Annotated in this window: 13 protein-coding genes; 9 read left to right on the top strand and 4 right to left on the bottom strand. The window is 64.7% G+C overall.

All coding sequences use genetic code 11. The features are described 5' to 3' along the window. Nucleotides 1-3 precede the first annotated feature (3 nt). From doeB to RA21_RS15045, 4 genes are all read left to right on the top strand, one after another. Nucleotides 4-996: a N(2)-acetyl-L-2,4-diaminobutanoate deacetylase DoeB gene (gene doeB, locus RA21_RS15060; protein WP_039150336.1), complete on the top strand. Its 993-nt coding sequence runs from the start codon at nucleotides 4-6 to the stop codon at nucleotides 994-996. 12 nt (nucleotides 997-1,008) lie between these two features. After that, entirely contained in the window at nucleotides 1,009-1,488 is a 480-nt protein-coding gene (locus RA21_RS15055; RefSeq protein ID WP_039150333.1) for an Lrp/AsnC family transcriptional regulator, read from the top strand. A gap of 114 nt (nucleotides 1,489-1,602) precedes the next feature. Then, a complete protein-coding gene (locus RA21_RS15050) occupies nucleotides 1,603-3,078 on the top strand; it encodes an NAD-dependent succinate-semialdehyde dehydrogenase (RefSeq protein WP_039150331.1) in 1,476 nt (491 codons plus the stop codon). 153 nt (nucleotides 3,079-3,231) lie between these two features. Next, nucleotides 3,232-4,605, top strand: a complete 1,374-nt coding sequence (locus RA21_RS15045) for an aspartate aminotransferase family protein (RefSeq protein ID WP_039150328.1) — start codon at nucleotides 3,232-3,234, stop codon at nucleotides 4,603-4,605. 13 nt (nucleotides 4,606-4,618) lie between these two features. On the opposite strand, the gene RA21_RS15040 is transcribed toward RA21_RS15045, so the two are convergent. From RA21_RS15040 to RA21_RS23040, 3 genes are read right to left on the bottom strand one after another with little or no spacing between them, the layout of a single operon-like run. Beyond that, nucleotides 4,619-6,061, bottom strand: a complete 1,443-nt coding sequence (locus RA21_RS15040; protein WP_039150325.1) for a sensor histidine kinase — start codon at nucleotides 6,059-6,061, stop codon at nucleotides 4,619-4,621. A 5-nt stretch (nucleotides 6,062-6,066) separates the two neighbouring features. Beyond that, nucleotides 6,067-6,801, bottom strand: coding sequence for a response regulator transcription factor (locus RA21_RS15035; protein ID WP_039150324.1), 735 nt, complete (start codon nucleotides 6,799-6,801; stop codon nucleotides 6,067-6,069). Next, nucleotides 6,770-7,012, bottom strand: coding sequence for a hypothetical protein (locus tag RA21_RS23040; protein WP_206540061.1), 243 nt, complete (start codon nucleotides 7,010-7,012; stop codon nucleotides 6,770-6,772). Before RA21_RS23040 ends, RA21_RS15035 begins: the two co-directional genes overlap by 32 nt. A gap of 16 nt (nucleotides 7,013-7,028) precedes the next feature. Between RA21_RS23040 and RA21_RS15030 the strand changes: the two genes are divergently transcribed. From RA21_RS15030 to RA21_RS15010, 5 genes are read left to right on the top strand one after another with little or no spacing between them, the layout of a single operon-like run. After that, nucleotides 7,029-8,273, top strand: a complete 1,245-nt coding sequence (locus RA21_RS15030) for an ABC transporter substrate-binding protein (protein WP_039150321.1) — start codon at nucleotides 7,029-7,031, stop codon at nucleotides 8,271-8,273. A gap of 58 nt (nucleotides 8,274-8,331) precedes the next feature. Next, the gene (locus RA21_RS15025; protein WP_019296496.1) at nucleotides 8,332-9,204 is read left to right on the top strand and encodes a carbohydrate ABC transporter permease; all 873 of its coding nucleotides are present in this window, start codon (nucleotides 8,332-8,334) and stop codon (nucleotides 9,202-9,204) included. Beyond that, nucleotides 9,197-10,096, top strand: coding sequence for a carbohydrate ABC transporter permease (locus tag RA21_RS15020; RefSeq protein ID WP_039150318.1), 900 nt, complete (start codon nucleotides 9,197-9,199; stop codon nucleotides 10,094-10,096). The genes RA21_RS15025 and RA21_RS15020 overlap by 8 nt, the downstream gene beginning before the upstream one ends. 4 nt (nucleotides 10,097-10,100) lie before the next feature. Then, a complete protein-coding gene (locus tag RA21_RS15015; RefSeq protein WP_039150315.1) occupies nucleotides 10,101-11,198 on the top strand; it encodes an ABC transporter ATP-binding protein in 1,098 nt (365 codons plus the stop codon). After that, on the top strand, nucleotides 11,195-12,082 hold the full coding sequence (locus tag RA21_RS15010; protein WP_039150313.1) for a glucokinase: 888 nt from the start codon (nucleotides 11,195-11,197) through the stop codon (nucleotides 12,080-12,082). Before RA21_RS15015 ends, RA21_RS15010 begins: the two co-directional genes overlap by 4 nt. 48 nt (nucleotides 12,083-12,130) lie before the next feature. Here the strand turns inward: RA21_RS15010 and RA21_RS15005 are convergent. Continuing rightward, the coding region (locus tag RA21_RS15005; protein ID WP_039150309.1) for an iron ABC transporter ATP-binding protein at nucleotides 12,131-12,824 on the bottom strand (694 nt) is incomplete at its 5' end.

Raw genomic sequence — 12,824 nt, 5'->3', positions numbered from 1 at the left:
GCCATGAAGCAAAATCCAATTTCCCCCACCATCCCGCTGGACCAGGACGGGGTGCACCACGGCTATCTGAAGCTGCCCTACAGCCGCGATGATTCTGCCTGGGGCTCGGTGATGATCCCTCTGACGGTGATCAAGAACGGCGAGGGGCCGACCGCACTTCTGACAGGTGCCAACCACGGCGACGAATACGAAGGCCCGATTTCGCTTCAGGAACTGGCGGCAACCACGCGGGCGGAGGACATCACCGGCCGGCTGATCATCGTACCGGCCTTCAACTACCCGGCCTTCCGCGCCGCCAGCCGCACCTCTCCCATCGACAAGGGCAATATGAACCGGTCGTTCCCGGGCCGCCCGGACGGCACCGTGACAGAGAAGATCGCCGACTACTTCCAGCGCACACTCATGCCGATGGCAGACCTGGCGGTGGATTTCCACTCCGGCGGCAAAACGCTGGATTTCGTACCCTTCGCCGCCGCCCATATCCTTGATGACAAATCCACGCAGGAGGCGTGTTTTGCCGCAATGAAGGCCTTCAATGCACCCTATTCGGTGGAGCTTTTGGAGATCGACAGCGCCGGCATGTACGACACTGCGGTCGAGGAAATGGGCAAGGTCCTGGTCACAACGGAACTTGGCGGCGGCGGGTCGTCATCTGCGCGTAGCAATGCCATCGCCAAGAAGGGGCTGCGCAATGTGCTGATCCATGCGGGTATTTTGCGTGGCGAAATGCAGCTGGACGAGACCGTGAATCTGACGATGCCGGATGATGACTGCTTCCTGTTCAGCGAAGGCGACGGACTGTTTGAGATCATGGCAGACCTCGGCGAAGCAGTTGCCAAGGGTGATCTCCTAGCCCGCGTCTGGCCTCTGGACCGCACCGGCCAGCCGCCGGTGGAATACCGCGCCCGCCGTGCCGGCCTCCTGATCAGCCGCCACTTCCCCGGGCTGATTAAATCCGGCGACTGCGTTGCGGTTGTCGGCGTCACCGCCGGCTGATAGGCGGAAGGCATGCAACTGGACCAGCGCGATCTCGACATTCTGCGCGTGCTCTCCACCGAGGGCCGCATCACCAAGGCCGCGCTGGCCGTGCGGATCGGCCTGTCGCCGACCCCCTGCTGGGACCGGCTGAAGAAACTGGAACAGGCCGGGCTGATCGAGGGCTACGGCGCCCGTATCAACCTGCGCAAACTGGCGCCGCATGTGACAGTCTTTGTCGCAGCTGAGATTGCCGATCACACCGCCGCCAGCTTCCGTGCCTTTGAGGCCGCGATGCAGCGCTATGACGAGGTCACCGCCTGCTGGGCGCTGGGGGGCGGGTTTGACTACCTGCTGCAGATCGTCACCCGCGACATCGACGCCTATCAGCGGCTGATCGACGAAATGCTCGACGCCCGCATCGGCCTCTCCCGCTATTTCACCTATGTGGTGACCAAGCCGGTGAAGGGTGCAGGCGCGCCGCCGCTGGACATTCTTCTGGAGCAGGGGTGATCCCGCGCAAATATCCCTGAGCGGCAGCTGTTTCTTCTGCACCGCCCCTGAACTTCAGTCACATCCTCTGCCCGCGTCAGGCACATTCCTCTGCAAGACATGAGGAGGACAGCCATGACAGAGACCGCGCTCTCAGCCCGGACCGGGATTGCCGACAAGGCCCTGGTGCGCTCTTTTTCCTACATAGGCGGCAAATGGCGCGCCGCCGCCAATGGCGAGACCTTCCCGGTTTGCGATCCGGCCGATGGCGCAGAGCTTGGCCATGTGGCCAGCCTTTCAGCAGAAGAATCCTCTGCCGCGGTGGATGCGGCGCAGACGGCCTTTGCGGCTTGGGCCGGGATGCTCCCGCAACAGCGCGCTGCCATCCTACGCCGCTGGTTTGAACTGCAGCTGGAACACAAAGAAGACCTCGCCCGCATCATGGTGCTGGAACAGGGCAAGCCGCTATCCGAGGCGCGCGGCGAAATCGGCTATGGCGCTGCCTTTGTGGAGTTCTACGCAGAAGAAGCCAAGCGCCCCAACATCGAAGGCGTGACCAGCCATTTGCCCGACGCAGAGGTGGAGCTGTGGCGCGAGCCGGTGGGGGTGGCGGCGCTGATCACGCCCTGGAACTTCCCCTCTGCCATGCTGACGCGCAAGGCAGCCGCTGCGCTGGCGGCGGGCTGCACCGTGGTGGCACATCCATCGGCTGAGACCCCCTTCAGCGCATTGGCGCTGGCGGAACTGGCAGAACGCGCAGGCTTCCCGCCCGGCGTGTTCAACGTGGTAACCGGCAACGCGCCCGCGATCGTTGCACCCTGGACCCGCGACACCCGCGTGCGGGCGCTCTCCTTCACCGGCTCTACTGAGGTGGGCAAGCTCCTTTACCGCCAGTCGGCGGACACGGTGAAGCATCTGGTGATGGAACTGGGCGGCCACGCGCCGGTGATCGTTTTCAAGGGCTGTGATCTGGACAAGGCCGTCAGCGAAACCATCAAGGCCAAATTCGCCACCTCCGGCCAGGATTGCCTCGGCGCCAACCGGATCTATGTGGAGCGCCCGATCTATGCAGAATTCTGCGCCCGCTTCACCGCAGCCGCCCAGGCGCTGACCATCGGCAAAGGCATGGAGGATTGCGACCTTGGCCCGCTGATGAATGAAAAGGCGGTTCAAAAGCAGGAAGAGCATGTGGCTGATGCGCTGGCAAAGGGCGCAACGCTGGCCTGCGGCGGCAAGCGGCACCCTTTGGGTCCGCTGTTTTTTGAGCCTACCGTGTTGACCGATGTGCCCGCAGATGCGTGCATCATGTCGGAGGAGACCTTCGGCCCCGTCGCCCCCATCACCCCCTTCGACACCGAGGAGGAAGCGGTGGCGCGCGCCAATGACAGCGAATACGGGCTGGTCGCCTATGTCCACAGCCAGGACCCGCGCCGCATTTACCGTCTCAGCCGCGCGCTGCAATACGGTATGGTGGCGGTCAATCGCACCAAGGTGACCGGCGCGCCGATCCCCTTTGGCGGCACCAAGCAATCCGGCCTGGGCCGCGAAGGCGCGCGGCTGGGCATGGAGGAATTCACCGAGGTTAAATACGTCTGCCGCGACTGGGCGTGAGGATACCGGACTCCGGCGCGGAGTCCGGCCCGGATTTGCACGGCAAATCCGGGTGTCAGACACAGGCGGGACATCCCGGATTCCGCGCCGGAATCCGGGCCGGAATTCTCGCAGAATTCCGGTTTGCCGCAGAACTTGAGAAGGAAAACACCAATGCTGAAGAACGACCAGCTTGACCAGTGGGACCGCGAGAACTTTTTCCATCCCTCGACCCACTTGGCGCAGCACGCCCGCGGCGACAGCCCGAACCGGGTCATTAAAACTGCCTCGGGCGTGTTCATCGAAGACCGTGATGGCAACAAGCTGCTCGATGCCTTTGCGGGTCTTTACTGCGTAAACGTGGGCTATGGCCGCCAGGAGATCGCTGAAGCCATCGCTGATCAGGCGCGGGAGCTGGCCTATTACCACTCCTACGTGGGCCACGGCACCGAGGCCTCGATCACACTGGCCAAGATGATCCTGGACCGCGCGCCCGCGAACATGTCCAAGGTCTATTTCGGCCTTGGCGGCTCGGACGCCAATGAAACCAACGTCAAGCTGATCTGGTACTACAACAACATTCTGGGCCGCCCCGAGAAGAAGAAAATCATCTCCCGCTGGCGCGGCTATCACGGCTCTGGGCTGGTCACCGGCTCGCTGACAGGCCTCGAACTGTTCCACAAGAAGTTCGACCTGCCGGTGGAGCAGGTGATCCATACCGAGGCGCCGTACTATTACCGCCGCGACAACCTGGATCAGACCGAAGAGCAGTTCGCGGCCCATTGCGCGGCGGAACTGGAAGCGCTGATCGAGCGCGAGGGCGCAGACACCATCGCCGCTTTCATCGGCGAGCCGGTGCTGGGCACTGGCGGCATCGTGCCGCCGCCCGCAGGCTACTGGGAAGCCATTCAGGCGGTCTTGAAAAAACACGACATCCTGCTGGTTGCGGATGAGGTTGTCACCGGTTTCGGACGGCTCGGCTCCATGTTCGGCTCGGACCACTACGGGATAGAGGCCGACATCATCACCATCGCCAAGGGCCTCACCTCGGCCTATGCGCCGCTTTCGGGATCCATCGTCTCCGACAAGATGTGGAAGGTGCTGGAGCAGGGCACCGATGAGAACGGCCCGATCGGCCACGGCTGGACCTACTCCGCGCACCCGATCGGGGCGGCGGCGGGAGTGGCGAACCTCAAGCTGATCGACGAGCTGAACCTTGTCACCAATGCCGGCGAAACCGGTGCCTATCTGAACGCCACCATGGCAGAGGCGCTGATGGGCCACGCCAACGTGGGCGAGGTGCGCGGCGAGGGGATGCTGTGTGCGGTGGAGTTCGTGAAGGACAAGGACAGCCGCACCTTCTTTGACGCTGCGGAGAAGATCGGGCCGCAGATCTCTGCCAAGCTCCTGGAGCAGGACAAGGTGATTGCCCGCGCCATGCCGCAGGGTGACATCCTGGGCTTTGCACCGCCGTTCTGCCTGACCCGCGCCGAGGCCGATCAGGTGGTCGACGCCACCCTGCGCGCGGTCAAGGCGGTACTGGGGTAACGCCCGCCGCCGGTCAGTTGCGGCAAATCTCGAGGACGGCGCGCAGGCCCCGCCTGCCGTCCTCGAAAGTGAGCCGCCCGCCGTGCTGCTCTGCCACCGTGGCAACAATCGTAAGCCCCAGCCCGAAGCCGTCGATGGCCCGGGTGTTTTCGCCGCGCCGGAACGGGGCAATCACTTCGGTGATCTCCGCCGCCGTCATGCCGGAGCCTTCGTCCTCCACCGTGATGATCGCGTGATCGGCAGTGGAACTGAGGCTGATGGCGGCGCGGCGGCCATATTTCAGCGCATTGTCGATCAGGTTGGTGATGGCCCGCTGCAAGGAAACAGGCCGCGCCACCACCAGCATCACCTGCCCCTGCGGCACCGCACTGCGGCCTGGGGCAGAGGTAAAAACGGACCGCCCGCCCGCCGCCACCTGCGGCTCCGGCGGCAGCAGCTCCACCGGTTTGCCCATGTCCTGATAATCAGCCGCCAGCGCCTCCACCAAGGAGCTGAGCGACAGGCGGCGCGGGGTCTCGGCGCTCATCTCGGCGCGGGTGTAGGTCAGCACGCTTTCGATCATGCCGGTCATGGCGTCCAGATCCGCCTCGAACTTCTGGCGCAGCTCCACGTCCTGGATCAGCGCCGCACGCAGCCGCAGCCGGGTGGCGGGGGTGCCAAGGTCGTGACTGATCCCGGACAGCACCGCGGCGCGGCTGGCAAGCTGTTCGCGCTCTGTCTCCAGATAGCTGTTCACTGCTGAGACGATCTCCTGCAGCTCGCCGGGGCCTTGCATCGCATAGGCGTCCGGCCCGCCCAGCCGGCGGCGGTGGCGCAACGCGCGGGCAAAGCGGTCGAAATGGGCCGAGGTGTCCATGACCAGCGTTGCCAGTACAGCCAGCGACAGAAGCGACAAGAGAACCGCCGGCAGGCGCAGGTCGCGCGGCGCGGCAGAACAGCCCCAGACGGCAGTGCCGTCGACCCGCTGCCAGGGGCCATAGCCCGCGCGCGCAAAGATCACTGGCTCGCTGCAATAGGTAGCTAGCAGCCGGGTAACCGCCCCCAGTTTCTCTGCCGCGGTGGCTCCTCCTGCGGGCGGCAGTTCCGCCACCGGATACCGCAGGGCGGGGGAGGCGATAACCAGCGCCAGAACCTCCCCTGACAGGGGATCGGGGCCGCTGTCCAAGATCGAGACATTGGTGAACAGGGAAGGCTTCGCGATCCCCTGCAGCCGCAGATAATCGCCAGCGGCCAGGGACGCAGCCTTTTCCGGCGCCACGGACGTTACTGTCACCCCCGCAGGCGGCGGCGCGCCGCGGCGCAGGGTGGCGTCCAATGTAATGCCGGAAATGGCAGCGCGAGTCAGATGCGCCTGCCAGCTGGCGCCGGAGTGGAACCAGCCCCAGGCACCGCCCAGCCCGGCGGCAAAGGCCAGCGGCAGCAGGATCAGCCCCCGGGTTCTGAGCCGCAGCGCCACGGGCCTCAGTCCCCGCCGGTCTCAACATCCACCGCCAGGACATAGCCGGTGCCACGCTCGGTGCGCAGCAGCCGCGGGTCCTTGGGTGTGTCTTCAATCTTGGAGCGCAACCGGCCCACCAGCACGTCAATTGCGCGGCCCGAGCCCTCGTCATTGCCGCCGTCACCAGTCACATCCAGTGCCGCCGCAATCTCCTCACGCGTCAGCGGAATATGCGGGTTGGCCAGGAACACCTTGAGCAACCCGGTCTCGCGCCGCGACAGCGCCACCTGCACGCCGACGGGAGAGATCACCTCATCCCGCTTGGCGTCATAGGTCCAGCCGCCAAAGCGGAAGGTGGCCACGCTGCGCCGGTAGATCAGCGACGACGACCGCCGCGCCCGCTGCAGCACGGCGCGGACGCGCGCCAGCAGCAGATCGGGGTTGAACGGTTTGGCAATGTAATCATCCGCGCCGGATTCATACCCCGCCATCCGCTGGTGATCGGCGGACAGCGCCGACACCAGAATGATCGGCACATCCTGCTCACTGCGCAGCCGGGTGCAGATCTCCACCCCGTTTTCATCGCCCAGCATCACGTCGAGCAGGATCAGGTCGATCCGGCCCGCGCCGATCTGCTCGCGGATCTCCGCCTCGCTGCCGCAAGGCAGGGCGATAAAGCCGTTCTGACGCAGGTACTGGGTCAGCATCATGCGCGTCTCAACGTCGTCATCCACCACCAGAAGCCGCGGAATCGCCATCTGTTGCTCTCCTCGCCGGAAACCGCCGATATGGCTGTTCCGGCTGCTTGTTTGTAACATCATGCAACAAAATCAATTGCTGCGTAACAACAGGTAACAGCTTGGCGGAAAAACTGCATTCCGGCGTGCGCAGGGCGGCGCTGGACAATTGAAAAGCGGTGCCGCGGTTTTGCAAGCTGATGGGGAAGGCTGCGGGGAGCAGCCGGAACATAAGGGAGGAATGAGCGATGAAAAATACCGCTTTTGCGGCCGTATCGGCCGTGGCATTGGCCTGTGCGGCACCGGCAGCGGCCGGACCGCAGGCCGAAGTTCTGCACTGGTGGACATCCGGCGGCGAGGCCAAGTCGGCTGCAGTCTTGCAACAGGAATTTGCCGACAACGGCGGCACCTGGACCGACATGCCGGTGGCCGGCGGCGGCGGGGATGCGGCAATGACCGCGCTGCGCGCCCGTGTTCTGTCAGGCAACGCGCCGACCGCGGTGCAGCTGAAAGGCCCCGCCATCCAGGAATGGTATGAAGAAGGCGTGCTGGCCGATATCTCCTCCGTCGCTGAGGCCGAGGGCTGGGGGGACGTGCTGCCCGGCTCGATCGCCGAACACATGAAATGCGAGGGCAAATGGTGCGCAGCACCCGTGAACGTGCACCGCGTCGACTGGATCTGGGCCAATGCCGCGCTCTTGGAGGCCAACGGCATCGAAATGCCCCAGACATGGGAAGACTTCAACGCCGCCGCCGACAAGCTGATGGCCGCGGGCATCACCCCGCTGGCGCATGGCGGCCAGGCCTGGCAGGACGCCACCGTGTTCGAGGCCGTGGCGCTTGGAATCCTGGGCCCGGAAGACTTCCGCAAGGCCTTTGTCGACCTGGATATGGACACCCTGAAGTCCGGCAAAATGGCCGCGGTCTTCGACCAGATGCGCAAGATGCGCGGCTTTGTCGACGCCAACTTCCCGGGCCGCGACTGGAACCTGGCCACCTCGATGGTGATGAACGGCGAGGCGGCGTTCCAGATCATGGGCGACTGGGCCAAGGGCGAGTTCCTGGCCGCGGGCAAGGAGCCGGGCAAGGATTTCCTCTGCGCCTCGGTGCCGGGGGACGGCTTCCTGTATAATGTCGACAGCTTCGCCATGTTCGAGGTCGACGGCGAAGACAAGCAGGCCGGGCAGGACCTGCTGGCCAAGCTGATCGTCGGGCCGAAATTCCAGGAGGTGTTCAACCTCAACAAGGGGTCGATCCCGGCGCGGGTGGACGTGAAACTGGATGCGTTTGACACCTGCGCGCATCTGTCGGCCAAGGACATGGGCGACAGCGCGGACAATGGCTCGCTGCTGCCCAGTTATGCCCACGGCATGGCCCTGCGCGGCGCGCAGTCCGGCGCCATCACCGACGTGGTGACCGCGCATTTCAACTCGGACATGTCCTCGGCTGAGGCCGTGCAGATGCTGGCCGACGCAGTCGCCAACTCGCTCTGATCTCCCCCGGGCCTCGCGTCCTCCGGGATGCGGGGCCACCTATTCAAGGGCCGTTACAATGACCGAATGGCTTGAACGTCATATTCCGAAGATGGTGCTGGCGCCGTCCTTCATTGCGGTGCTGGTGTTTGTCTACGGCTTCATAGCCTGGACCGCCTGGGTCTCGCTGACCCGCTCCCGCCTGCTGCCGAAATACGAGATCGACGGGCTGATCCAGTACGAGCGCCTGTTCAACGCGCCGCGCTGGGACACCGCGATGTCGAACCTGTTTGTGTTCGGCACCCTGTTCATCCTGATCTCGATGGTCCTGGGCCTGATGCTGGCCATCCTGCTGGACCAGAAGATCCGCACCGAGGGCGTCCTGCGCACCATCTATCTGTATCCGATGGCCCTGTCGCTGATCGTGACCGGCACCGCCTGGAAGTGGATCATGAACCCCGGTCTGGGGCTGGAAGCCATGGTGCGGGGCTGGGGGTTCGACAGCTTCACCTTCGACTGGGTGATCAACCCGGACAAGGCGATCTATGCGGTGGTCATCGCCGGTGTCTGGCAGGCGTCCGGCTTTGTGATGGCGCTGTTCCTGGCCGGATTGCGCGGGGTCGATGGCGAGATCATCAAGGCCGCACAGGTCGATGGCATCCCCACCTGGCGGATCTATACCGCGATCATCATCCCCTCGATGGCGCCGATCTTCCTGTCTGCCTTCATCGTGCTGGCGCATCTGGCGATCAAGAGCTTCGACCTGGTGATTGCCCTCACTGGCGGCGGCCCCGGCTATGCCACCGATCTGCCCGCCACCTATATGTATACGATGGCCTTTTCCCGCGGCGATATCGGCCAGGCGGCCAGCTCTGCCATGGTCATGATGGGCGTGGTGTTCGCGATCATCGTTCCGTATCTCTACTCTGAGCTGAGGGCCAAACATGACTGACGTGACGCTCGCCCCCGCCGCCGCAGCAAGCAGCCGCAACTGGAGCCACTTCGCCCTGCGCTGGACGCTGTTCACCCTCCTGGGCCTGTTTGCCCTGTTCTATCTGATGCCGCTCTTTGTGATGATCACCACCTCCTTGAAAAGCCTGGAGGAAATCCGCACCGGCAGCCTGATCGCCTTCCCGCGGGAAGTGACCTTCGACGCCTGGCGCACCGCCTGGTCGGAGGCCTGCACCGGCATCCAATGCGAGGGCCTGCGCCCGTTCTTCTGGAACTCCGTGGTGATCGCGGTGCCTGCGGTGGCGATCTCCACCATGCTGGGGGCGGCAAATGGCTATGTCATCGCGCAGTGGCGGTTCCGCGGCGCCAACCTGATCTTCTCGCTGATGCTGTTCGGCTGCTTCATCCCGTTCCAGGTGGTTCTGCTGCCAATGGCACGGATGCTGGGGCTTATGGGCCTGGCAGGCAGCATTCCGGGGCTGATCTTTGTCCATGTGATTTATGGCATCGGCTTCACCACGCTGTTCTTCCGCAACTTCTATGTCACCATCCCGCAGGATCTGGTGAAGGCGGCCAAGGTGGACGGCGCGGGGTTCTTCCGGATCTTCTGGTCGATCTTCCTGCCGCTCAGCCTGCCGATCATCGTGGTTACCGTGATCTGGCAGTTCACCCAGATCTGGAACGACTTCCTGTTCGGCGTCTCCTTCAGCCAGGCGGGCACCCAGCCGGTGACCGTGGCGCTCAACAACATCGTCAATTCGACCACCGGCGTGAAGGAATACAACGTCGACATGGCCGCCGCGATCATCGCCGCGCTGCCGACGCTGCTGGTCTATGCCGTTGCCGGCAAATACTTCATCCGCGGCCTGACCGCTGGCTCTGTGAAAGGGTAAACTCATGGCTCCCATTCTGGACATCACCAACCTGCGCAAGAACTACGGCGCAACCGAGATCCTGAAAGACATCAACGTCAGTATTGAGCCGGGCGACTTCCTGGTGCTGGTCGGCCCTTCCGGCTGCGGCAAGTCCACGCTGCTCAATTGCATCGCCGGGCTGGAGCCGATTTCCGGCGGGCAGATCGAAATCGGCGGCCGTGATATGACCCACGTCAGCCCCAAGGACCGCGACATCGCCATGGTGTTCCAGTCCTATGCGCTCTACCCGACGATGACGGTGGCCAGGAACATCACCTTCGGCATGAAGGTGCGCGGCGCCGATGCCGCCACTCAGGAGCGCAAGCTGAAGGAAGTGGCCGCACAGCTGCAGATCGAGGCGCTCTTGGACCGCCGCCCGGGCCAGCTGTCCGGCGGCCAGCGCCAGCGGGTGGCGATGGGCCGGGCGCTGGTGCGCGACCCCAAGCTGTTCCTGTTCGATGAGCCGCTGTCGAACCTCGACGCCAAGCTGCGGGTGGAGATGCGGACCGAGATCAAGAAACTGCACCACAACCTCGGCGCCACCATGGTCTATGTCACCCACGACCAGATCGAGGCGATGACGCTGGCGACCAAGATCGTGGTGATGAAGGGCGGGGTGGTGCAGCAGATCGGCACCCCCGCCGAGATCTACAACAAGCCTGCCAACCTGTTTGTGGCCGATTTCATGGGCAGCCCGGCAATGAACCTGATCCCCGCGCGTGCGCAGCCGAACGGGCAGGGCACACGGATCGAGATGGACTGCGGCGGCAGCGCCCCCATCGTCTTGAAGGACAGCCGCGCCACCGGCCTGCCGCAGGACGTGATCCTGGGCGTGCGCCCCGAAGACATTGCCGAGGCGGGCTTCCGCGCAGGCGAAGGCGTGCAGGAAGCCGCCTGTATGATCGACATGGTGGAGCCCGCAGGTGCGGACACTTATGTGGTCTCCAACCTCGGCGGCAAGCAGGTCACCGCGCGGCTGCACGCCGAAACCCGGGCGCAGCCGGGGCAGATGCTGGACCTGGCTTTTGATCTGTCCAAGGTCTCCTATTTCTCGCCCGCAACCGGCGAGCGGCTGAATTGACCGGGCTGCGGCTGGCCGCCGACGTCGGCGGCACCAATACGCGGCTGGGCCTGGCGCGCGATGGCGTGCTGCTGGCGGACACGGTGCAAAGCTTCCGCAACGAGGCTTTTGACGGCTTTGCGGACGTGATGGACCTATACCTTCAGGATGCCGCCCCCGGCGGCGTGGCGGAGGTGGCTATTGCCATCGCCGGGCCGGTCACCGGCACCACCGCGCGGCTCACCAACCGGGACTGGCACTTTGACGCCGCGGCGCTGTCGCAGCATTTGAACGGCGCGCAGGTGCATCTGCTCAACGACCTGGCTGCGCTGGGGCAGGCCTGCCCGCATCTGGGGGCGGAGTGCCTGGATACGGTGATCGCTCCGACGGGTGATGCGGGCGGAGACGGCCAGCGCCTGGTGGCGGGCATCGGTACCGGCTTCAACCTGTCGCCAGTGCTGCAGGCGGGCGGTCAGGTGCAGTGCCTCAACGTGGAATACGGCCACGTCAGCCTGCCGCTGGACGTGGCAGAGCATCTGCGCAACCTTGTGCCAGAGGCAGAGAGTTTTGCCACTGTCGAACATCTCTTCTCCGGCCGCGGCCACGCAGCCGTGCGCGCGCATTTCCCAGAGGGGAATGCCGGCACGCAGGAGTTCCTGGGCTTCTATGCCCATCTGCTGGCGCTGCTGGCCCGCAACCTGATGCTGGCTTTCCTGCCCGCGCAGGGCATGTATTTCGCCGGCGCCGTGGCCCGCAGCATCCTCACCTCCCCGGCGCGGGGGCTCTTTGCGGAGCGCTTCCAGCAACCCTTCGCACTCGACGCCCGCATCGCCGCCCCGGTGCATGTCATTCTGGATGACGCCGCCGCCCTGAAAGGCTGCGCAGCCCTGCGCCTGCCGGGCTGAGGGTTTGACGCCACGAATTCAGCACCATCCTGATTACAACCTGCAGACTTAGCGGTGATATTGTGCAAACACCTGCCCTTCCAGCCGGGTGATTGCCACCGGCGTCTGATAGAGCGCGCTCAGGTGCTCCGCAGTCGCAGCCTCTGCCACCGGGCCCTGAAAGGCCACCTGCCCGTCCCGCAGCGCCACCACGTGATCGGACCAGCTGATCGCATAGTTCAGATCATGCACCACGATCACAATCCCCTTGCCCTGCGCCTCTGCCAGGTGCCGCAGCTGCGCCATCAGGTTGCGGGCATGGTGCAGGTCGAGGTTATTGAGCGGCTCGTCCAGCAGCAGCCAGTCGGTGTCCTGCGCATAGGCCATGGCGATAAAGGCCCGCTGCCGCTGGCCGCCGGACAACTCATCCAGGAACCTCTGTTGCAGATCGTCCAGATCAAACAGCGCCACCGCCCCGTCAATTGCGGCATGGTCCGCCGGTCCCAGCCGCCCCGAACTGTGCGGCCAGCGGCCAAATCCGATCAGATCGCGCACCCGCACCCGGCTGGCAACGCTCAGGTGCTGCGCCACCACCGCCATCTTGCGCGCCAGCACCGCTGGAACCGCCTGAACCAGGTCCAACCCGTCCATGCGGATGCTGCCGCCAGCGGGCGTCATCTGCCGGGCAATCAGCTTCAGCAGCGTCGATTTGCCCGCGCCATTGGGACCGATCAGCGCCGTCACCCGCCCCGCCGGGATTTCA

The sequence above is a fragment of the Leisingera sp. ANG-DT genome, from assembly GCF_000813785.1.
In the GTDB taxonomy this organism is placed as follows: domain Bacteria; phylum Pseudomonadota; class Alphaproteobacteria; order Rhodobacterales; family Rhodobacteraceae; genus Leisingera.
This window is presented reverse-complemented; position numbering and strand designations above follow the sequence as displayed.

What these genes read in the sequence shown, in the direction of transcription:
- doeB (WP_039150336.1), top strand. Translation starts at nt 4, where the DNA reads ATGAAGCAAAATCCAATTTCCCCCACCATCCCGCTGGACCAGGACGGG.
- RA21_RS15055 (WP_039150333.1), top strand. Translation starts at nt 1,009, where the DNA reads ATGCAACTGGACCAGCGCGATCTCGACATTCTGCGCGTGCTCTCCACC.
- RA21_RS15050 (WP_039150331.1), top strand. Translation starts at nt 1,603, where the DNA reads ATGACAGAGACCGCGCTCTCAGCCCGGACCGGGATTGCCGACAAGGCC.
- RA21_RS15045 (WP_039150328.1), top strand. Translation starts at nt 3,232, where the DNA reads ATGCTGAAGAACGACCAGCTTGACCAGTGGGACCGCGAGAACTTTTTC.
- RA21_RS15035 (WP_039150324.1), bottom strand. Translation starts at nt 6,801, where the DNA reads ATGGCGATTCCGCGGCTTCTGGTGGTGGATGACGACGTTGAGACGCGC.
- RA21_RS23040 (WP_206540061.1), bottom strand. Translation starts at nt 7,012, where the DNA reads ATGTTCCGGCTGCTCCCCGCAGCCTTCCCCATCAGCTTGCAAAACCGC.
- RA21_RS15030 (WP_039150321.1), top strand. Translation starts at nt 7,029, where the DNA reads ATGAAAAATACCGCTTTTGCGGCCGTATCGGCCGTGGCATTGGCCTGT.
- RA21_RS15025 (WP_019296496.1), top strand. Translation starts at nt 8,332, where the DNA reads ATGACCGAATGGCTTGAACGTCATATTCCGAAGATGGTGCTGGCGCCG.
- RA21_RS15020 (WP_039150318.1), top strand. Translation starts at nt 9,197, where the DNA reads ATGACTGACGTGACGCTCGCCCCCGCCGCCGCAGCAAGCAGCCGCAAC.
- RA21_RS15015 (WP_039150315.1), top strand. Translation starts at nt 10,101, where the DNA reads ATGGCTCCCATTCTGGACATCACCAACCTGCGCAAGAACTACGGCGCA.